The 19,142-nt window shown below is 75.1% G+C and carries 16 protein-coding genes and 1 tRNA gene; 12 read left to right on the forward strand and 5 right to left on the reverse strand.

The window, feature by feature from the left end; translation table 11 throughout:
- Positions 1–6 precede the first annotated feature (6 nt).
- Both rarD and ACPYN7_RS00800 read right to left on the reverse strand, forming a co-directional pair.
- Entirely contained in the window at positions 7–939 is a 933-nt protein-coding gene (rarD, locus tag ACPYN7_RS00795; protein WP_424346410.1) for an EamA family transporter RarD, read from the reverse strand.
- 21 nt (positions 940–960) lie between these two features.
- On the reverse strand, positions 961–2,223 hold the full coding sequence (locus tag ACPYN7_RS00800) for a DUF6882 domain-containing protein (RefSeq protein WP_424346411.1): 1,263 nt from the start codon (positions 2,221–2,223) through the stop codon (positions 961–963).
- A 226-nt stretch (positions 2,224–2,449) separates the two neighbouring features.
- On the opposite strand from ACPYN7_RS00800, the gene ACPYN7_RS00805 reads away from it, so the two are divergent.
- A complete protein-coding gene (locus tag ACPYN7_RS00805; RefSeq protein ID WP_082696876.1) occupies positions 2,450–3,859 on the forward strand; it encodes an SseB family protein in 1,410 nt (469 codons plus the stop codon).
- 16 nt (positions 3,860–3,875) lie between these two features.
- On the opposite strand, the gene ACPYN7_RS00810 is transcribed toward ACPYN7_RS00805, so the two are convergent.
- On the reverse strand, positions 3,876–4,364 hold the full coding sequence (locus ACPYN7_RS00810) for a Fur family transcriptional regulator (RefSeq protein ID WP_368824799.1): 489 nt from the start codon (positions 4,362–4,364) through the stop codon (positions 3,876–3,878).
- A gap of 273 nt (positions 4,365–4,637) precedes the next feature.
- Between ACPYN7_RS00810 and ACPYN7_RS00815 the strand changes: the two genes are divergently transcribed.
- The 6 genes from ACPYN7_RS00815 (at position 4,638) to ACPYN7_RS00840 (ending at position 14,398) form a co-directional block, all read left to right on the forward strand.
- Positions 4,638–6,587, forward strand: coding sequence for a hypothetical protein (locus ACPYN7_RS00815; RefSeq protein ID WP_424346412.1), 1,950 nt, complete (start codon positions 4,638–4,640; stop codon positions 6,585–6,587).
- Positions 6,588–6,847: 260 nt separating this feature from the next.
- Entirely contained in the window at positions 6,848–8,677 is a 1,830-nt protein-coding gene (locus ACPYN7_RS00820; RefSeq protein WP_424346413.1) for a zf-HC2 domain-containing protein, read from the forward strand.
- Positions 8,678–8,826: 149 nt separating this feature from the next.
- Positions 8,827–9,708 (forward strand): zinc metalloprotease HtpX, encoded by an 882-nt coding sequence (gene htpX / locus ACPYN7_RS00825; RefSeq protein WP_058872467.1) that lies wholly within the window; start codon positions 8,827–8,829, stop codon positions 9,706–9,708.
- Between the two features lie 139 nt (positions 9,709–9,847).
- Positions 9,848–11,059: a flavin-containing monooxygenase gene (locus tag ACPYN7_RS00830; RefSeq protein ID WP_424346414.1), complete on the forward strand. Its 1,212-nt coding sequence runs from the start codon at positions 9,848–9,850 to the stop codon at positions 11,057–11,059.
- Positions 10,989–12,710: a LuxR C-terminal-related transcriptional regulator gene (locus ACPYN7_RS00835; protein ID WP_424346415.1), complete on the forward strand. Its 1,722-nt coding sequence runs from the start codon at positions 10,989–10,991 to the stop codon at positions 12,708–12,710. The genes ACPYN7_RS00830 and ACPYN7_RS00835 overlap by 71 nt, the downstream gene beginning before the upstream one ends.
- Before the next feature lie 134 nt (positions 12,711–12,844).
- A complete protein-coding gene (locus ACPYN7_RS00840; protein ID WP_424346416.1) occupies positions 12,845–14,398 on the forward strand; it encodes an LTA synthase family protein in 1,554 nt (517 codons plus the stop codon).
- A 43-nt stretch (positions 14,399–14,441) separates the two neighbouring features.
- Here the strand turns inward: ACPYN7_RS00840 and ACPYN7_RS00845 are convergent, their stop codons facing one another.
- A complete protein-coding gene (locus tag ACPYN7_RS00845) occupies positions 14,442–14,933 on the reverse strand; it encodes a YajQ family cyclic di-GMP-binding protein (RefSeq protein ID WP_058872469.1) in 492 nt (163 codons plus the stop codon).
- A 138-nt stretch (positions 14,934–15,071) separates the two neighbouring features.
- Between ACPYN7_RS00845 and ACPYN7_RS00850 the strand changes: the two genes are divergently transcribed.
- The 4 genes from ACPYN7_RS00850 to ACPYN7_RS00865 all read left to right on the forward strand — a co-directional run bounded on the left by ACPYN7_RS00850 (position 15,072) and on the right by ACPYN7_RS00865 (position 17,522).
- Complete coding sequence (locus ACPYN7_RS00850) at positions 15,072–15,389, forward strand: hypothetical protein (protein WP_424346417.1); 318 nt, start codon at positions 15,072–15,074, stop codon at positions 15,387–15,389.
- 106 nt (positions 15,390–15,495) lie between these two features.
- A tRNA-Tyr gene (locus ACPYN7_RS00855) sits at positions 15,496–15,577 on the forward strand.
- 471 nt (positions 15,578–16,048) lie between these two features.
- A complete protein-coding gene (locus ACPYN7_RS00860) occupies positions 16,049–16,747 on the forward strand; it encodes a hypothetical protein (protein ID WP_424346418.1) in 699 nt (232 codons plus the stop codon).
- A gap of 85 nt (positions 16,748–16,832) precedes the next feature.
- Complete coding sequence (locus tag ACPYN7_RS00865; protein ID WP_058872472.1) at positions 16,833–17,522, forward strand: class F sortase; 690 nt, start codon at positions 16,833–16,835, stop codon at positions 17,520–17,522.
- Positions 17,523–17,537: 15 nt separating this feature from the next.
- Here ACPYN7_RS00865 and ACPYN7_RS00870 read toward each other — a convergent pair whose 3' ends face one another.
- Positions 17,538–18,575, reverse strand: coding sequence for an LLM class flavin-dependent oxidoreductase (locus ACPYN7_RS00870; RefSeq protein WP_424346419.1), 1,038 nt, complete (start codon positions 18,573–18,575; stop codon positions 17,538–17,540).
- Positions 18,576–18,731: 156 nt separating this feature from the next.
- On the opposite strand from ACPYN7_RS00870, the gene trxA reads away from it, so the two are divergent.
- The gene (gene trxA / locus ACPYN7_RS00875; RefSeq protein ID WP_035924949.1) at positions 18,732–19,109 is read left to right on the forward strand and encodes a thioredoxin; all 378 of its coding nucleotides are present in this window, start codon (positions 18,732–18,734) and stop codon (positions 19,107–19,109) included.
- The last annotated feature ends 33 nt before the right edge of the window (positions 19,110–19,142 follow it).

Below are 19,142 nucleotides of genomic sequence, written 5' to 3' on the forward strand. Positions count from 1 at the left end.
CGGTGCTCAGGCGCGGCGGACCCGCGGGGCGCGCACCGCGTCCAGCACGAGCAGCAGCACCGCGAGCCACACGAAGCAGAAGCTGACCCAGCGCTCCACGGGCATCTGCTCGCCGAACACGAGCACGGCCAGCAGGAACTGCCCGATGGGCGCCACGTACTGGATCATGCCCACGGTGCTCAGCGGCAGGCGGGTCGCGGCGACCCCGAACAGGATCAGCGGGACGGCCGTGATCACGCCCGCGGACAGCATCAGCAGGAGGTGCCCCGTGCCCTCGGTGCCCAGCGTCAGCCCGCCGGCAGCCCCGAGCATCCCCACGACCAGCGCGGCCAGCGGGGTCAGCGCCAGCGTCTCGACGGTCAGGGTCACGATGGCGGGGTAGGACCCGCCCATCCGGTTCTTCACCAGGCCGTAGAAGCCGAAGGAGAAGGCCAGGCCCAGCGACAGCCACGGCACCCGCCCGTAGAAGACGGCCATGACCACGACCGCGACGAATCCGATGCCCACGGCCGTCCACTGCAGGGTCCGCATCCGCTCCCGCAGCACCACCACGCCGAGCAGGATGGCCACGAGCGGGTTGATGAAGTAGCCGAGGGACGCCTCCAGGGTGTTCCCGGTGGTCGTCGCGACCGTGTAGAGCAGCCAGTTGACCCCGATCAGGAGGCCGGCCACGGCCAGGGCCCCGAGGGTGCGCGGGGAGCGCAGCGCCCGGCCCAGCGGGGGCAGCTGACCGGTGAGCGCCAGCAGCAGCAGGCAGAAGGCCAGGGAGAACAGCACGCGCAGCGCGACGATCTCCACGGGCGTGGCCGGCTCCAGCGCCACGAAGTACAGCGGCAGCAGGCCCCAGACCCCGTAGGCGGCGAACCCGGACAGCACCCCGGCCCGGGTCCTCGACTGCTCGTCGGGATCCGGGCCGGGCGCGGTGTTGTATGCGGTCACGCTCGAGGGTACCGCCGGGGCTCAGAGGCCGAAGAATCGGCTGAAGAAGCCCTTCTTCCGCTCGCCCTGCTCCTCCTCGGCGGTCTCCTCGCCCTCCACCACGGGCTCCGCCGTGGCGCTGCCCGGGACGCCGGGGCCGGCCACGACCTCGCGCTCGGCCTCGGGCTCCGCGACGGGCTCCCGGCGCTGCGCGGCCGCGGGCTCGGGCGCCTCCTCGGTGCCCGGCCGGACCGGCTCGGGGCCGGGCACCACCGTGGTGCTCACCCGGCCCGGGCGCACGTCCCGGTCGGAGGGCTCCTGGTCGAAGGGCAGGTCGGCGGCATCCGCGTGCGCGGCGACCGGCTCCTCGGCCTCCCGCGGCTCCTCGACGGGCTCCTCGACCGGCTCGGGGCGCTCCTGCGCGTGCTCCGTCCCGACGAACTCGGGCACCTCGAGGGGCTCGGGCTGCTCCTGCGGGAGCTCCGCGGGGACCGGGGTCTCCTCGGGCGCCGCGGCCGGTCGCGGCTCGGCCTCCTGCCGGGCGGCCGTGGCCTCGGCGGCGGCGCGGTCCTCGCGCAGCGTGGCGGCGCGGGCCCGGGCGTCGGCCGCCAGGTCCGCGAGGATCTCGGGGCCCACGGCCGGCTCCGCGGGCTCGACCCCGGAGATCTGGTGGTCGTCGAACCAGAACCGCTGGGCACCGTCCCGGACGGTGACCACGCACGTGGCCTCGGTGTCCCACTCGACGTGCGCGCCGCGCAGCTTGGCGTAGGAGTCGACGGCGAGGTTGTGGTCCACCGCGGTGTCCGTGGTCAGCGCCTCGGCGATGACCCGCATCATCCGCTCCACGGTGAGCTCGGGCAGCTCGAACTCCGGCCCGTCCAGCAGCAGCCACGCCGTGACGCCGCCGCCCGCGCCCGCGGGGTAGTGCGCGTACACGCCCGTGACCGCCTTGGCCGCCAGGGTCAGCCGGCGGGCCAGGCCCTCCGCCACGGGCAGCTCGTCGGTGGACAGCTCGTCCACGCCCAGCCGCTCCCCGGCCTCGCGGGCCTGCACCGCGGCGGAGACGACCTCGGCCGGGAAGTGGCCGAGCTCCTGCCAGGACCAGATCCAGGTCCCGCGGGAGGCGGACTCGGTGCCCAGCAGGTAGGGGGTCAGGGTCACGGGGGGCTCGGTCTGCAGGGTGAACGCCGGCGCGGAGAAGTCGACGTCCCACCCGGCGCCCTGGGTCAGCTCGGCCAGCCGGGCCTGGTACTCGGTGGAGATGAAGATCGACTCGTCGATCAGGTCCTGCAGCGTTTTCGTCATGCGTCCAGGCTAGCAACCCTCACGGGTGCAGGAGCGTCACGGTGGGCGCCGCCCGGTGGGTCGGCACCGCCCCGGCGGCCGCCCCGTCCCCGGGCGGCCGGGGACCGCTTGGGTAGGGTGGGAGCGAGGCCCCCGGGGCTCGGCGACGCCGCGTCGGGCCCTGCGCCCGTCCCGTGACCACCACGATCCGAGCAGGCCCCCTCGCGGGCCGGGAACGAGCCACCGCATGAGCGAGACCCCCGCCACCCCGACCCCCGGACCCGCACGGCAGGAGCTGCTGAACACCATCGGCTCGTGGGTGCTCTCCGTGCTGCGCGCGGAGCCGGGCTGGGACCGGATGGTCGTGGACTTGAAGGTCCAGGGGGGACGGGTGCACCTGCGCGTGCGCGAGCAGCGGGGCCAGGAGGTGGTGCCCGGCACCGCCGGTCCCATCAAGGAGGACAGCGCCGTCATCCCCGCCGTCGAGCAGCTGCGCGAGAGCGTCCACGTCCCGGGGCGCGGGACGTGGTTCACCGCCACGGTCGTGATCCTCGCCGAGGGCTGGCCCGAGCCGACCCACCGGATCGGGGGGACCTACGACCTCGACGGCGAGCCCCGCCAGTGGGGGACCGAGGGCCCCTTCACGGGCCAGGACGTCCTGGCGCACCTCGAGCGCTTCCCCCGCACCCGCGCCCGGATCCCGGCGTGGGCCGCCGAGCTCGCCGCGCGGGACGGCGTCGAGCTGCCCGTCCTCCCGGCGGACGCCGAGCAGCAGGACGACACCGGAGGCGTCGTCCACCCCCTGGTCCGGGCGGCCGTCGACCGGTTCGCGAGCGCCCCCGACAACACGGCCATGATCGAGGTGCTCCGTCAGTGCATGGCGGGCTCCCTGCTGCTGGACGTCACCGCGAGCGACCTCGTGGAAGGCCCGGACGGGCAGGCCGTGGGGCCGGAGTCGACCCTGCGCGTCCAGACGCTGGGGGAGCCCGACGGCACGCGCTCGCTGGCCGTGTACACGTCGGCGGCCGAGGCCCAGGCCATGTTCGACCGCCACCACCCGGACGGCGGGAGACCGGTGCTGCTGCGCGAGTCCGCCGTCAAGGTGCTGAAGATGCTCGCGGACGACCCGCAGTACGACCACCTGGTCATCGACCCGGCCCGGCAGGGCTGCCGGATCGGCCGTCCCCAGGTGGAGTGGGCCATGCGGGCCCCGCGCAACGACGCCGTGAAGACCGCCATGCTGGAGAACAACATGTCCCAGCTGCTCGCCGGGCTCCTGGCCCCGGAGGCGGTGCTGCTGCTCGGGGCCCGCGTGCAGGACGGACGGGCCGTGCCCGTCTACGCGAAGCCGCAGGAGGAGGGCGCCGCACCGGACACCCTGATGCTGTTCACGTCCGCGGCCGAGATCGCCGTGCTGGACAGCACGCTCGAGGTCCGCTCCGCGCCGGCCCGCCAGGCGCTGCGCTTCGCCCTCGACGCCGGGGCGCGGAAGGTCAGCATCAACGCGCACCCCCCGGTGGCCACGCTGACCGCCGAACAGCTCCGCGAGCTCCTGGCCCTCGTGGAGAAGGAGCAGGCCGGGCAGGAACGGGCGACGGAGGAGCAGGGGCCCGGGGCGCCCGGCGGGGCGGGCGCGCCGGGTCCGGCCGGGGCCTGAGCCCGGGACGGGCCGTTCAGCCCGCGGCGGGGGCGGGCCGCGGGGAGGCCGGTCCCGCCGCGAGGCAGTCGGCGCAGATGCCCTGGTAGACCACGTCGGCGGCGAGCAGCTGCATGCCGTGGTGCTCGGAGGGCGTGAGGCACGGGGTGTGGCCGACGGCGCAGTCGACGTCGGCGACCGTTCCGCAGCGCACGCAGTACGCGTGGTGGTGGTTGTCCCCGGTACGGGTCTCGTACAGGGCGGGCGACGCGGGCGGCTCGAACTTGCGGAGCATGCCCACGGCCGTGAGGTCGGAGAGGACCACGTAGACGGACTGGAGCGTGATCGCCGGCAGCGCCGTGCGGACCTCGGCGAGGACTTCCTCGGCGGTGGAGTGCGGGTGGCGGTCCACCGCGTCGAGGACGGCCAGCCGCTGCTTGGTGACGCGGCGGCCGTGGGAGCGCAGCAGGTCCGACCACGCGGCGGCCCGGGCGGCGTCCGGTGCGGGGCGATCCGTTGTCTGCATCCCTCCAGAGTAGCGTTATCACGATGGACTCACAATAGTGGGGCGGGCGTGCCCGGACGGCGTCCGCACCGGCCGATCGTCCGTGACGGTTCTGGTCGCGCGGCGTCGGCACGACCTTTCACCCGTCTCTGACCAGGGCTTACGATGTGCGCGGGGGACGGGGGTCCGGCGCTGTCGTCGAGGCGTGCGCGCCTGCGAGCCGGCCGGGACGATTCCGGAGCTCTTTCTTCGCTCTGTCCTCCCGATCGCCCGCGACCACCACGGAGTACAGACATGACGCGTCCTGCCCACGCCCGCTCGCACGGCCCCACCGGCGGATCGGGGACCTCCCGCGACGACGTCCTCCTCGACGCCGCCCACTCGGGGGACGCCGAGGCCTTCCGGGCGCTGCGGGAGCGGTACCACGGCACGGCCCTCGCCGTGGCGCGGTCGCGGACCGGCAGCGAGGAGGAGTCCGAGCGCCTCGCCGCGGCGGCCTTCGAGCGGATCGAGCGGATCGTCCGCGAGGGCGGCGGACCGCGCGCCTTCCTCGGCGCCTTCGTCGTGTGGATGGTCGGGCGGGAGGCCGACGGCGGCACGCGGCCGGTCGCGCTGCCGGACGACCCCTCCGACCCCGCTTCCCTGGTCCGGGTCTTCAGCGGTCTGCCCGCCGAGTGGCAGGGCTTCCTCTGGCGCACCGAGGTGCTGGGCCACAGCCCGCGCCGGGCCGCGGCGGCCCTGGGGCTCGGTGCGGTCGCGGCCGCCGGCCTGCACCGCGACATGGTCCGGGGGCTCCGCGGGCTCTACGCCCGGGCGGCGTCGGAGCGTGCGGCGGGGCAGGACTGCGCGGAGTTCTCCGGGGAGCTCGCCCACTTCGTCCGGGGCACCCGCGGGCAGCGGAGCCGGCACGACGTCAAGGCCCACCTGGACGGGTGCGCCCGCTGCACCGCCGAGTACCTGAGCCGTCAGGACGTCGGGACGGGCCTGCGCACGTGGACGCTGCCCGTGCTGGCCGGCCTGCCGCTGTGGGGCACCGAGGCCCTCGAGCTCGCCACCGTCGTCGCCGGGGCCGGGACCGGCGGTGCCGCGGCGGCAGCAGCCGGCACGGGCGCCGCCGGGATCGGTGCGCGGACCGCCGCCGTCGCCGGGACAGGTGCGGCCGGGGCGGGCACCGCCGCTGACCGTCCGGACGAGGCGGAGGGCACCTCTGCGTGGTCCGGCCGCAGGACGAAGGTCCTCCTCGGCGCCGGTGCCCTGGCGACCGCCGTGGCGGTCGCCGCGGTGGGCGTGTCCGGCGGCGGGGACCCGGTGCCCGCGGCGGGCGGCCTGGCCGCCGAGCAGGCGCCGCGCACCGCCGAGGACCTCGAGCGCTCGAGCGCGGAGGACTCCGCGGCCCGGGACGCACGGACCGACGACGAGGAGGCCGGTGACTCCGGGCCGGAGCGTGAACGGGGCTCGGTCGAGGCGGGGGAGCCCGGGGCCGGTCCGCTCGACGTCCCGGCCGGGGCGCCGGAGGCCGCCGCCCTGGTCGCCGTGGCCGACCGCGGGACCGGCGAGGCGGGCACCGTGGCCGGCCGCGGCACCGGCGCAGCGGGAGCCGCAGAGGCCGGCGGCGCCGAGGCGGCCACGGGCCCCTCGGCGGGGGACCGGGAGTCCCTGCCGGGAGCCGTCGGGGAGGGCTCGGCGCCCGGGCGCGACGGGGGCGGGGCCGCAGAGGCCCCGGCGTCCGGCGCCGCGGCCGCGGGCGGCTCCGCCCAGGACCCGGGCGCCCAGGACCCGGGTGCCCAGGACCGGGCCGCCGGGGACTCGGCCGCCGGGGGCTCTGCGGCCGGTGCGCCGTCGGCGCGCCGGACCGAGGCGCCCTCGGCCGCTCCCGCTCCGGCGCGGAAGGCGGCCGCGCCGGCGCCGGCCCCTTCGGTGAGCTCCCTGCCGAGCGCGAAGGCCAGCCCCGCGCCGCTCAGGGCTCCGGCGCCCCCGGCCCGGACGAGCGCGCCGCCGAGCGACCCGGCGCGCACGGGGACCGCTCCCCGGGCCGGGCGTCAGCACGCGCACGCGGAGACCGGCGCCCGCGGAGGGCGCCACGACGAGCGCCAGCAGTGGCACCGCGAGCGGAGCTGGGACGACGACCGGCGCGAGGGCCGGGGCAAGGCCGGGCGTCAGGGCCGGGACCAGCACCGGGAGCAGCACGGCCGGCCCGGTGGTCACGGCGGCTCCGACCGGGGAGAGGGCCGCTCGCACCGCTGAGCGCAGGTCCCCGCCGGCGCCCCGGCATCCTCCGGTGGTCAGTGTTACGAACGGGAACGGGTCGTGACGGGCCGCCGTGCCGCCCTCCGCCGCGGCGCTCTACCATGGGACCGGGGGACCGGGGGGTCCACAGTCAGGAACCGCGCGCCGTCGGCGTGCGCGTCGTCATCGTGATCGTCGGGGCCGCGGCCTCGCGGCGCCGCTCCCGGGTCGCCCGCACCGCAAGGTGACCGAGCGTTCCCGAGACCCACGGAGATCCCATGACGCGCACGACCGAGCCGCTCGCCCAGGGGCGCACGCCGCGCACCGACGAGGAGCTGCTCGCCGCGGTGCGGGCGCAGCGCCCCGACGCCTTCCCGGACCTCCGGGACCGGCACTGGCACACCGCCGTGGTCGTGGCCCGCCTCCACACACCGAGCCGCCAGGACGCGGAGCAGCTGGCGGGCACGGCCTTCGACCAGGTCCTCGCCGAGCTCGACGAGGGAGCCGGCGGCGAGGACGGGCCGGGCGTCTTCCTGCGGGCACGGCTGGTGGCCGTCGTCGGCCGGGCCGGCGTGGAGCAGGAGCACGCGGCCGAGAGCGTGACCAGCGTCTACCTCGGCCTCCCGGCGTCCTGGCAGGCCGTGCTGTGGCACCTCGAGATCGAGGCCCTCGAGCTCGAGCGGACGGCCGCGGTGCTCGGGCTGAGCCCGGCCGCCACCACCGCGCTGCACCTCGAGGCGCGCGCCGGGCTGCGGGCCGCCTACCGTCGGGCCCGGCAGGACCTCCCCGCTCTGCCCGGCTGTGCCGACTGCGCGGCCGATCTCGGCGCCTTCGCCGACGGCGGCCTGCCCGCCGAACGGGCGCAGGCCGTGCGGTCCCATCTCGAGGAGTGCCCTCGCTGCACCGCCGACCACCTCTATCTGCAGGACACCGAAGCGGGCCTGCGCGGCTGGCTGCTGCCCGTGCTCGCCGGCGTGCCGCTGTGGGACACCCGGACCGACGAGCTCGTGGAGCTGGTCCGGGCCGCGGGACGGATGAGCGCCGGACGCCTGGGCGCGGCTCCGGGCACCGACGTGGCCGGCGGAGCCCTCGCCGCCGTCCACGTCTCCCGGCGGGGCCGGAAGGTGCTGCTCGGGGCCGGCGCCCTGGCGGCCGCCGCGGCGCTCGCCGGAGTGGCCGCGACGGGCTCCGGCGGTCTCGGCGACGGGACGACGCAGGCCGCCGGGAGCGCCGGCGGCGCCGGCGCTCCCGGCGCCACAGCCTCCTCCGCGCCCGCCACGACCCCGGGGGCCGATGACGGCGCGGCCACCGCGGCCCGGGCCCCCGGTGCCGCGGTGCCGGGGCGTGCCGGCGGGATGCTGTCCCTGCCGACCGCCGAGCCGTCGCCCGGCCCCCTGACTGAGGCCGCGGCCGAGGCGCGAACCGCGCGCGCGAGCAGCGGCACGATCATCACGGCCGCCGCGGCGGCGGGACGGGCCTCCGGGGGCGGCCAGGACGGCGCCGACCCCGGCGCGCCGGCCGGCCCCGGCACGCAGGCGGAGCCCCGGACGCAGCGGAGCGCCCCGGACGACGGCCGTGCGCCGCGTCCCGCGGCGCCGGGCGCACAGCGCCCGGCGGCAGGGTCCCCGGGGACGGCGTCCTCGGACGGCGGCGGCACATCCGTTGCCGGAGGCGGGGCCGGCGCCCCGGTCCCGCCCCTGGACGCCGGCGGCTCCCCGGCCGGGGACCCTCCCCGGGAGCAGCCGCCGGCCCCAGGGACGCCTGCGCCCGAGGAGCCCGCGGCAGAGACTCCCGCGCCGGGGCCGGCGGGGCCCGGAACTCCGGCGACCGAGACTCCGGTGACCGAGGCTCCGGCTCCTGCGGACCCGGCGACCGGGGCCCCGGCTCCTGCCGACCCGGTGAGCGAGGCCCCTGCGACCGGGGTCCCGGCTCCCGTCGCCCCGGCGACCGGAGCGCCCGCGCCCGGCACCCCGGTGCCGGAGGCGCCCGGGTCCGAGGCTCCGGCCGCCCCGGCGACCGGTGCTCCGGCGACCGGAGCGCCCGCGCCCGGGACCACGACCCCGGCCACCGGGGCGACCGGAGCAGCCGACCCGGCGCCGGGCAGCTGATCGCGGACCGTTCCGGGACGGAGCACGAGGATGCCCCGGGCACGCTGGGAGATCCCTGCGCGTCCCCCGGGACGGGAAGACGGACGCCGCCGGCGAGGTTGTGCTCAGCGGAAGACCCACTCCCCCCTGACGAAGGAGCCGCAGCCGCGATGCACCACCACAACAACGGACTCAAGACCGTCCTGCTCCTCGGCGGCTTGTGGGCGGTGCTGCTGGCCATCGGCTGGTTCGTGGCGAGCGGTACGGGCAGCAGCGTCTTCATCTGGGTCTTCGCCCTGATCGGCCTGGCGTCCACGGCGTACAGCTACTGGAACAGCGACAAGCTCGCACTGCGCTCCATGCGGGCCATCCCGGTCACCGAGCAGCAGGCGCCGGGGTACTACCGCATCGTGCGGGAGCTGTCGCAGCGGGCGAACCAGCCGATGCCCCGCTTGTTCATCGCGCCGACGATGAGCCCCAACGCCTTCGCCACCGGGCGGAACCCGGAGAACTCCGCGGTCTGCGTGACGGAGGGCATCCTCCAGATGCTCGACGAGCGCGAGCTGCGGGGCGTGCTCGGCCACGAGCTGATGCACGTCTACAACCGGGACATCCTCACGTCCTCGATCGCCGCCGCCGTGGCCGGCATCATCACCTCGGCCGCGCAGTTCCTCCAGTTCACGGCCATCTTCGGCGGCGGCCGGGACGGCGACCGCGGCAACCCCCTCGTCGGGCTGCTCCTGGCCTTCCTGGCGCCCCTCGCCGCGACCGTCATCCAGCTCGCGGTCTCGCGCACCCGCGAGTACGACGCCGACGAGGACGGTGCGCAGCTCACGGGGGACCCGCTGGCCCTGGCCTCCGCCCTGCGGAAGATCGAGATGGGCACGAACGCCCGGCCGCTGGACCCCGCCGACCAGAAGCTCGTCAACACCTCGCACCTGATGATCGCCAACCCGTTCCGGGGCGGCGCGGCGAGCCTGTTCCGCACCCACCCGCCGACCGCGGACCGGGTGGCACGGCTCGAGGGCATGGCCGGGATCGGCCGCCGCTGACCGCGCCCCGCGGGGCCGCCCGGCATGGGGTGATCGACCCATGCCGGGCGGCCGGCCCCTGCGGCATCCTCTCGATGCGGCCCGGACCGCCGGCTTCCTAGCCTGGTGCTGTCCCAGCAGGTCCACGGAGGTCCCGGTCATGAACACCCAGCACATCGAAACGCTCATCATCGGCGCCGGCCAGGCCGGCCTCGCCACGGGGAGCTCCTTGCAGCGGCTCGGCCGGCCGTTCCTGATCGTGGACGCCGAGGGCCGGGTGGGGGACCACTGGCGGAACCAGTGGGACAGCCTCCGGCTCTACACCCCGGCCAAGTACGACGGACTGCCCGGCCTGCCCTTCCCGCAGGAGCCCTGGTCCTATCCGGGCAAGGACGATGTCGCCGCCTACCTCGAGAGCTTCACCCTCCACAAGGACCTGCCCGTGCGCACGAGCACCACCGTCGACGCCGTACGGGCCCGCCCGGGCGGTGGCCACGCGGTGGACCTGGGCGCGGACACGATCACCTGTGACAACGTGGTCGTGGCGACAGGCACGTTCGGCCGCACTCCGTACGTCCCGTCCGTCGCCGCTGACCTGGACCCCTCGATCACCCAGCTGCACTCGAGCGCGTACCGCCGGCCCGATCAGCTGAGGCCCGGGAGGGTGCTCGTGGTCGGCGCCTCCCACTCGGGCACGGACATCGCGTACGAGCTCGCGCTCACCCACGAGACCGTCCTCTGCGGCCGCGACCCGGGCCAGTTCCCCGTGCGCTTCGACTCCCGCCGGATCCGCACGGTCTTCCCGGTGCTGATGTTCGCGTGGCGGCACGTGCTCACCCGCCGCACGCCGATCGGGCGCAAGGTGATGGCGCACGCACGGTTCCACGGGGCCCCGATGCTGCGGGTGAAGCGGGAGGACCTGCGGGAGCGCGGGGTGGAACGGCTCACGGAGCGGGTCACCGGGGTCGCGGACGGCCTGCCCGTGGTGGGGGACCGGCGGGTGGACGTGCAGAACGTGGTCTGGTGCACCGGCTTCGGGCAGCGGTTCGGCTGGATCCACCTGGACGTGTTCCAGGAGGACGGATGGCCCCGGGAGTTCCGCGGAGTCGTGGAGGACGCCCCGGGCCTGTACTTCTGCGGGCTGAGCTTCCAGTACTCCTTCAGCTCCATGCTCCTGCCCGGGATCGGCCGGGACGCGGAGCACGTCGCCCGGCACATCGCGCGGAGGGCGTCCCGCCACCAGGAGCGGCCCTCGTCCGGCCACCCGCGCGCGCTATCCTCGAGGAGCGGGGGAGGTGCACATGGGAGTCCTCGAGGATCTCGCCAGAGCACGGCAGGCGTTCGAGCGCCGCGAATGGGTGACGGCCTATGACGCGCTCTCCGGCGCCGAGGACGCGTCCGTGCCCGCCCAGGACTTCGCCCGGCTCGCCACGACGGCCCACCTCCTCGGCCGGCGGAACGACTGCATCCAGGCCCTGCAGCGGGCCTACACCGCGCACGCGGCCGCCGGTGAGACGCCGGCGGCCGTCCGGTGCGCCGTCCGGCTGGCGACGGTGCTGCTCACCAGCGGTGAGGGCGCCGTCGCCGGCGGATGGGTGGCGCGGGCCCAGCGCATGCTCGCGGGCGTGGACGGCGACCTGGTCGAGCGGGGCCACGTCCTCGTCCCCGTGCTGCTCCGGCACATCGTCGCCCGGGAGTACGAACAGGCGCACCGGCTGGCGCTGGAGATCACCGACTACGGCCGCCGGTTCGACGACGCGGACCTGCTGGCCACTGGTCTCAACGCCCAGGGGCGGCTGCTGCTGTACTCCGGGCACGTCCCGGAGGGGCTCGCCCTGCTCGACGAGGCGATGATCGGCATCTCCACCGGGGACGTCTCCCCGGTCGTGGCGGGGGAGACGTACTGCTCGCTCGTCGAGGCGTGTCAGGAGGTCTCCGACTTCGGCCGGGCCGCCGAGTGGACCGCCGCGCTGACGGCCTGGATCGAGGGCCAGCCCGGTCTCGTGGCGTTCACCGGTCAGTGCGCGGTCCACCGGGGCCAGATCATGCGTCTGCGGGGCGCCTTCCGCGAGGCCGTCGAGGAGTTCGAGCTGGCCGTGGAGCGCTACGAGCGGGCCGGGACCCCGGCCCCGGCCGGACTCGCCATGGCCGAGTGCGGCGGCGTGCTGTGCCTGCTCGGCGACCTGACGGGCGCCCACGACGCCTACGAACGGGCCATCGGCTTCGGGCACGAGCCGCAGCCTGGGCTGGCCCTGCTGTGGCTGGCCCGGGGCCGCACCGCCGACGCCCTGGCGGCGATCCGGCGGCTGCTCGCCGAGCCGCGCGATCCCGTGCACCGCTCCCAGCTGCTGCCGGCCGCCGTCGAGATCCTGGTGGGCACCGGGCTCGTCGAGGAGGCGGACGCGGTGAGCGAGGAGCTGGCGTCCGTCGCGGCGTCCTTCGGCTGTCCCGGCCTCAGCGCGATGGCCCACCACGCCCGGGGCAGCGTGCTGCTGGCAGCAGAGCAGCCGGGCACCGCGCTGGCCGAGCTGCGCGAGGCGGAGCACGCCTGGCACCGGCTCGAGGCCCCGTACGAGATCGCTCGCTGCCGCCTGCTCATCGGCGGCGCCCTGCGCGCGCTCGGGGACGAGCCCTCGGCGCACGCCGAGCTGGCCGCGGCGCGGCGTGCGTTCCACGAGCTCGGCACGCCGGCGGGGGAGGCCGAGGCGCGGCGGCTGCTCGGTCCGGGCGCGCCGCGCGGCCTCACGGACCGGGAGGTCGAGGTCCTGCGGCTGGTGGCGACCGGCCGGACCAATCCGGAGATCGCCGCGGAGCTGTTCCTGAGCGAGAAGACGGTCTCCCGCCACCTGTCCAACATCTTCACCAAGCTCGACGTGCCCACGCGCACCGCGGCCGCCGCCTTCGCGTACGAGCACGGGCTCGTCCGAGCCGCGTCGCGGGGACCGGTGCACCGCCGGGGCGTGCCGGCGGAGCGGGCCGAGGAGTCCGGCGGACCCGGGGCGTCCCCGTCCGTGCCGGGGTGAACGGACCGGCACCACCGGGTGAACCCCCGGTGAACGGGTAACGTAACGGTACTAGTCGTCAACGGGCCCGAGAACGGGCGGGATGTCAAGGGTGTTCGGCGAGCACGCGCGCATCCGGAACGCGAGGTGTTGCCATGTCCGGCCGGACTCTTCAGCTGATCCGACGGGTCGGCGTCGCCGCGGGGCGCCTCCTGGTCTACGTCCTGATCTGGGCGGGACTCGCGCTGCTGATCGCCGCCGCCGGCATCCGGTTCTTCTGGGGCGAGATCTCCGTGGGCCAGATGCTCCTGAACCTCGTCTCCGTGGAGATCGACGGCGGGGGCGGACCCATCGTCTGGATCGGCATCCTGGGGGTCGGTGTCCTGCCCCTGCTCATCACCGCCGGGATTGCCCTGTGGCAGCACGCCCGGCGCCGGCGACGCCGCGTCGGCGGTGACCGGCGTCCGCGCCGCTCGCGGTGGGCCGTGCGCACCGTCTCCACCGTCCTGGTCGCCGCGGTGGTCGTCGGCGGCACCACGGCGTTCGCCACCACGGTGGGCGTGGCGGACTACATCAGGGCCGGGAACTCCGAGTACGACCTCGGCGACCACTACGTGGAGCCGACCGTCACCGGTGACGAGCAGAAGCGGAACCTGGTGCTGATCTACCTCGAGTCCGGCGAGGCCACTCTCGCGAACGACGAGCTCTTCGAGAAGGACGCGTTCGCCCCGCTGAAGGCGGTCACCCGGGCCTCGGACGGGTGGCAGAGCGTGGAGGACTTCCAGCAGTACGAGGGCGGAGGCTGGACCATGGCCGGTCTCACCTCGACACAGTGCGGCGTCCCGCTGAAGGGCATCGGCTCCGCCGCCGGCAGCGGCGCCCTCAACGATCTCGGCGGCGACGTCGACACCTACCTGCGGGGAATTCCCTGCCTGGGCGACGTCCTGGAGGAGCACGGCTACACCAGCGTCTTCCTGGGCGGCGCCAACGCCTCCTTCGCCGCGAAGGACGCCTTCCTGCGCACCCACGGCTACTCGGAGATCAAGGACCTCTCCGACTGGCGCGCCGCCGGCGAGCCGGAGCGGAACTTCCGCGGCGACTGGGGCCTGAGCGACGGACGCCTCATGGCCCACGCCGCGGACGAGATCGACGCGCTGCACGCCGAGGCGGAGCGGACCGGCCGGCCGTTCAACCTCTCCGTGCTGACGCTGGACACCCACGAGCCGGTGCACGTCTACGACTACTGCGACGTGGACACCTGGGACGAGGTCACCTCCGTGTTCGCCTGCTCCATGGCCCAGGTCGCCGGTTTCGTGGACCACATGGAGGAGAAGGGCTATCTCGAGGACACCGCCGTGGTGATCATGGGCGACCACCTCAAGCACATGAGCGCCGGGGACGCCTTCCACGAGCAGCTGGACCACCACGGCAACCGCACCATCTTCAACCGGGTCCGGGTTCCGGGCGCGGACGCGAGCAGCACGCTGCGCCCCCGGGCGGACCAGCTGAACATGTACGCCACGATCCTCGAGGCCGCCGGCCTGACCCTGGCGGACCACGAGGCCGGGCTGGGCGTGTCCGCCTTCACGTCGGAGATCCCGGAGGGCTCGGCGCAGGCGCTGGAGCCGGACGCCTACGCCGAGCTGCTGGACTCGCGGTCCTCCCGGTTCTACGCGGGGGCCTGGGTCGGCGAGGTCGCCGCCCCGTAGCACCGTCCGGTCCGCGCAGCCGTGGACTGTCCGGCGGGGCGGGTCAGCGGTAGTTGATGAACTGCAGGTCCACCTCGAGCTCCGAGCCCTTGAGGAGCGTGATGACGTCCTGCAGGTCGTCGCGGGACTTCGAGGACACCCGGAGCTCGTCGCCCTGGATGGTGGCCTTCACGCCCTTGGGGCCCTCGTCGCGGATGAGCTTGGTGATCTTCTTCGCCTGGTCCTGGACGATGCCCTCCTTGACGGAGGCCTCGATCCGGTACTCCTTGCCGGAGGCGAAGGGCTCCCCGGCGTCGAGGGACTTCAGGGAGATGCCGCGCTTGACCAGCTTCGACTGGAAGACGTCGAGGACCGCGTTGACGCGCTCCTCGGAGTTCGCCTTCATGAGGATCTTCTCGCCGGAGAAGTCGATCTCGGCGCCCACGCCCTTGAAGTCGTAGCGCTGCGCGATCTCCTTCTGGGCCTGGTTCAGGGCGTTGGACACCTCCTGCTTGTCGACCTTGCTGACGACGTCGAACGAGGAATCGCTGGCCATGCTGTCTCCTGTGCTGTGGCGGTGGACGGGCGGGGTGCGCGGCCCGTGGGACTGTGCTCCAGCCTACCGGGCGGCCCCGTCACCGTTTCGTGACCTGCGCCCAAGGAACCGTTCAGGTCGGTCTCCCAGGATGGCGGCATGAGCACACCTCTGGGCCACGACGACGTGGCGCCGGCCCCGGGCCGGTCCCGGCGCGGCGGTGCCGTGGCGGCCACGGCACTGGCTGCGGTCCTGCTGATGGGCATCGGGCTGGGCCCGGCGGCGGCCGGCGGTGAGGCGGAGCCCCCGCTGCGCCCCGGCTCGGGGGTCGCGGCGCCGGAGCGGATCGACTTCGAGACGGCGCAGCGGCTGCTCGGCGTCGCCCAGGACCTCGCGGAGGCCGTGACCCACGGAGAGATCACCACCGAGCAGGCCGAGAAGTTCCTCCGGCAGGTCTGCCAGCGGCTCGCGTCCTGACCCGGTCCCGGCAATTTCGCATCGCGGCGGATGTTCTGTACTGTTGAAGTGCTCCCGCACGCGGGGGCAGCCACCACCGGTCCGGACGGGCCGGCGGCAGCACCCCGGCAGATTACCCGAGCGGCCAAAGGGGGCTGACTGTAAATCAGCTGGCAATGCCTACGGGGGTTCGAATCCCTCATCTGCCACGAGCGTCACGACGAAGGCCCCGGTCCCCGGACCGGGGCCTTCGTCATGGCCGCCCGCGACCGGCGGAGCGGTCCCTCGCCGCCGGGACGCGGGACGCCGTTGCAGTCGCCGCGGGCACCACGGGGCCCGGGCCGCCTTCCCGCCGAGAGAACCGCGTGTCGGCCCGACTTCCCGGCTCCGGCCCCCCAATGCGGGGACACACGGAAGAGGTCGGCGCGCCGTTCCAACCTTAACAATTGCTAAGAACATGAATATCCTTGTAGCTTGAGGCGACAGCATCATCCGGCCACGTGCCAGCACACCCCGAGCCGGCACGTCGGGACCCCCTACACCGGATGACGAGCAGCACGACCCACCCCGCAGCGCTCCCCCCGGTGGACGACATCGAGGACGCCGGGACGGACCGTGCCGCCCGCTGGTACCCCAGGGGCAGGCCCGGGGTTCTGAATGACTTGAGGAGACAGACCGAAATGACTGCTGTGAAGAAGTGGGTGGCCGCGGGTTCGTCGGCTGCCGTCCTGGCCGGTGGCCTGTTCCTGGGCGCCCCCGCCGCCCACGCCGACACCTGCGTGGCCCCCGCCGCGAGCACCACGGTGAGCAACCTGGTCACCGCGGCCGACCACCTCTACGACACGGGCACGCACTTCAACTCGCTCGTCACGGACCCGGCGGTCCTGAGCCAGCTCCAGACCCAGCAGGCCGTGCTGGAGGACGCCATCGTCAACGACGCCACCATGGACCGCGCCCGGGCCGCCTGGACCGAGATCCTGCGCCTGCAGGAGTCCTACGCCGCGTCGACCGACGACCCCGCCGTGGACGAGGCCTACGCGGCCAGCTCCGCGGCCGCCGCCGGCTTCCAGGCCGCCGCCACGGAGGCCCGCGCGGAGGGCGAAGTCTTCATGGAGGACGGCGCCGACCTCGTGGCGCTGTTCCAGAACAACTGCGAGGTCCTGGGCACCGGGACCGGCGGGGACGGGACCGGCTCCGGCGACTGGAGCGACTCGGAGGACTGGACCGGCACCGGCGCCGACTCCGGCGTGAACCAGGGCATCAACATGCAGACCGCCGAGGAGGGCGGGCTCAGCACGGGTGTGCTGGCCGGCCTGCTGGCCGCCGGCGCTGCCGTGTCCGGGGCCGTGGCCTTCCGGATGCGCCGCGGGCGCGCCTGACCGACCACCGCTGACCGCCCTGGTGCCGCGCTCGCGCGGCACCAGGGCGCCGTCACATCCCGCACCGACTCCTCGAGGACCGCAGATGCACGCACCCGGGCCGAAGGCCGCTCCGCGCCGTGGCGCGGGCACGCGCTGGGCCGCCGCCGGCGGTCTCGGGGCCGTGGTCGCCCTGTCCGCGGTGCTGCTGACGGACCTGTGGGGGGCGGAGGGCCACGAGGCCGGCACGCCGGCCGCGACGGCGACCACCCCGGCGGCGACCGCTCCGGCGGCGCCCGGCACCGGGACGGCGGCGCCCGCGCCGTCCCCCGCGGCCACCGCCGACCGGCCGGCGGCCGCGGCTCCCGTGCGGCTGGCGGTCGAGGACGCCCAGTTCGACGTGACCGTCCTGCCGCTGACGCCCAGCGAGCAGGAGCTGGCCTCCGAGCTGCTGGTCCCGCCGGACACCCTGGACGGCTACTGGCTCACCCCCTACGGCATGCCGGGCGAGGGCTCGGAGAACACCACGTACATCACCGGCCACAGCTGGGAGGACCGGGACGCCCCCTTCAACCGGCTGAGCGACCCCGGCCTGGTGGGCAGCGAGATCGTGCTGGAGACCGGGACCGGGACCCTGGAGTACGTGGTGGACTCCGTGGTCACCCACGACAAGAACACCTTGAAGGACAGCGACATCTGGCGGATCGTGCCGGACCGGCTGGTCATCGTCAGCTGCTACACCGAGGACCTGTGGGGCAAGAACGTCGTGCTCACGGCGTCCCCCGCACAGGGCTGAGGCCCGCCGCAGGTCTCAGCCCAGGACGGCGCGCACCCGGGGCGCCACCTCGGCGCCGAGGAGCGTGATCGACTCCAGCGCCAGGTGGTGCGGGAGCCCGCCGGCGTCCATCCGCAGCAGCAGGCGCTCGTGGCCGATCGCGCGCTGCTGCGCCACGATCTTGGTGACGACCTCGTCCACGTCCCCCACCACGAGGGTTCCCGCGGGGCCGCACTCCCGGTCGTACTCCTCCCGGCTCCAGCGGGGATCGTCCGGGCGGACCGGTCCGTGACTGCGGGCTCCCGCGGCGAAGCAGGGGTGGCTGAGCTCCCGGGCCTGCGCCGGGGTGCGCGCCACGAAGCCCGGCACGCTGAGGCTCACGGGGGTCCGGACGTCCCGGCCGGACTCCTCGAGGGCCCGCCGGAAGGCGGCGACGACGGGCACGGCCCCGGCGAACGGGCCGTGCGTGCGCAGCAGGGCGAGGGGCAGTCCCAGGGCCGCGGCGCGGGCCACGGAGGCCGGTGTGCCGGTGGTGCCCAGCCAGATCGGCAGGCACGGCTGCAGCGGGCGGGGCCTGAGGTCGAGGTCCACGCCGTGCTGGGGGAGCGGGCCGGCCAGGGTCACGGGGTCCGTCTCGCGCACCCGGAGCAGCTGGCGCAGCTTCTCCTCGAACACGGTGTCGTGGTCATCCTGCGCCAGACCCAGGGCCTGCCGCACGGCCCGGGAGGCGCCGCGGCCCACGATCAGCTCCGCCCGGCCGCCCGAGATGTTGTCCAGCATGGCGATCTGCTCGTAGAGCCGGACGGGGTCCCCGGCCGTGAGCACGGAGACGGCGGTGGTGAGCCGCAGGAGGTGGGTGCGGCCGGCGATCGCGGACAGCAGCACCACGGGGGAGGCGGCCACCACGTCCGTGCCGTGGTTCTCCCCGACGCCCATCACGGTGAGCCCGGCGCGCTCCGCGGCCTCGGCCTGCTCGATGAGGTCCCGCAGGCGCTGACGGCTGTCGGGGCGGGCGCCCGTGACGGGGTCCGGGACCACCTCGCCCAGGGAGAAGATGCCGATCTCGAAGTTCATGGCGCACCTCGGCGTGCACGGGGCGTGCCTCCGGTCCGGAAGCCCGGCCCGGGAGACCGGACCGGACGTCCAGTCTAGTGCGGGTGCGCGGGCCCGGTCTTGAGCCGGCAGTGAAATCCTGTGCCCCCGGGCGGCCCGGCCTCTACGCTGGAGGGCATGGCTACCGTTGACATCACCCAGGACACCCTGGGCCAGACCATTGCCGAGAACGACATCGTCCTGCTCGACTGGTGGGCCGAGTGGTGCGGGCCCTGCAAGCAGTTCGCGCCGACCTACGAGGCCGCCTCCGAGAAGCACGAGGACATCGTCTTCGGGAAGGTCGACACGGAGGAGCAGCAGATGCTCGCCGCGTCGGCCCAGATCTCGTCGATCCCCACCCTCATGGCCTTCCGCGAGGGCATCCTCGTGTTCTCCCAGCCGGGCGCCCTGCCCGCGTCCGCCCTCGACCAGGTCATCGACGCCGTCAAGGGCCTCGACATGGAAGAGGTCCGCGCCGAGGTCGCCAAGCAGTCCCAGGACGCGCCCAACGCCTGACCCACCGCACCCGCACGACCGCGCCGGGCCCCG

Origin of the sequence: Kocuria sp. CH-021 (assembly GCF_049716185.1) — a bacterium.
Lineage (GTDB): Bacteria > Actinomycetota > Actinomycetes > Actinomycetales > Micrococcaceae > Kocuria > Kocuria cellulosilytica.

What these genes read in the sequence shown, in the direction of transcription:
- ACPYN7_RS00800 (WP_424346411.1), bottom strand. Translation starts at nt 2,223, where the DNA reads ATGACGAAAACGCTGCAGGACCTGATCGACGAGTCGATCTTCATCTCC.
- ACPYN7_RS00805 (WP_082696876.1), top strand. Translation starts at nt 2,450, where the DNA reads ATGAGCGAGACCCCCGCCACCCCGACCCCCGGACCCGCACGGCAGGAG.
- ACPYN7_RS00810 (WP_368824799.1), bottom strand. Translation starts at nt 4,364, where the DNA reads ATGCAGACAACGGATCGCCCCGCACCGGACGCCGCCCGGGCCGCCGCG.
- ACPYN7_RS00815 (WP_424346412.1), top strand. Translation starts at nt 4,638, where the DNA reads ATGACGCGTCCTGCCCACGCCCGCTCGCACGGCCCCACCGGCGGATCG.
- ACPYN7_RS00820 (WP_424346413.1), top strand. Translation starts at nt 6,848, where the DNA reads ATGACGCGCACGACCGAGCCGCTCGCCCAGGGGCGCACGCCGCGCACC.
- htpX (WP_058872467.1), top strand. Translation starts at nt 8,827, where the DNA reads ATGCACCACCACAACAACGGACTCAAGACCGTCCTGCTCCTCGGCGGC.
- ACPYN7_RS00830 (WP_424346414.1), top strand. Translation starts at nt 9,848, where the DNA reads ATGAACACCCAGCACATCGAAACGCTCATCATCGGCGCCGGCCAGGCC.
- ACPYN7_RS00835 (WP_424346415.1), top strand. Translation starts at nt 10,989, where the DNA reads ATGGGAGTCCTCGAGGATCTCGCCAGAGCACGGCAGGCGTTCGAGCGC.
- ACPYN7_RS00840 (WP_424346416.1), top strand. Translation starts at nt 12,845, where the DNA reads ATGTCCGGCCGGACTCTTCAGCTGATCCGACGGGTCGGCGTCGCCGCG.
- ACPYN7_RS00845 (WP_058872469.1), bottom strand. Translation starts at nt 14,933, where the DNA reads ATGGCCAGCGATTCCTCGTTCGACGTCGTCAGCAAGGTCGACAAGCAG.
- ACPYN7_RS00850 (WP_424346417.1), top strand. Translation starts at nt 15,072, where the DNA reads ATGAGCACACCTCTGGGCCACGACGACGTGGCGCCGGCCCCGGGCCGG.
- ACPYN7_RS00860 (WP_424346418.1), top strand. Translation starts at nt 16,049, where the DNA reads ATGACTGCTGTGAAGAAGTGGGTGGCCGCGGGTTCGTCGGCTGCCGTC.
- ACPYN7_RS00865 (WP_058872472.1), top strand. Translation starts at nt 16,833, where the DNA reads ATGCACGCACCCGGGCCGAAGGCCGCTCCGCGCCGTGGCGCGGGCACG.
- ACPYN7_RS00870 (WP_424346419.1), bottom strand. Translation starts at nt 18,575, where the DNA reads ATGAACTTCGAGATCGGCATCTTCTCCCTGGGCGAGGTGGTCCCGGAC.
- trxA (WP_035924949.1), top strand. Translation starts at nt 18,732, where the DNA reads ATGGCTACCGTTGACATCACCCAGGACACCCTGGGCCAGACCATTGCC.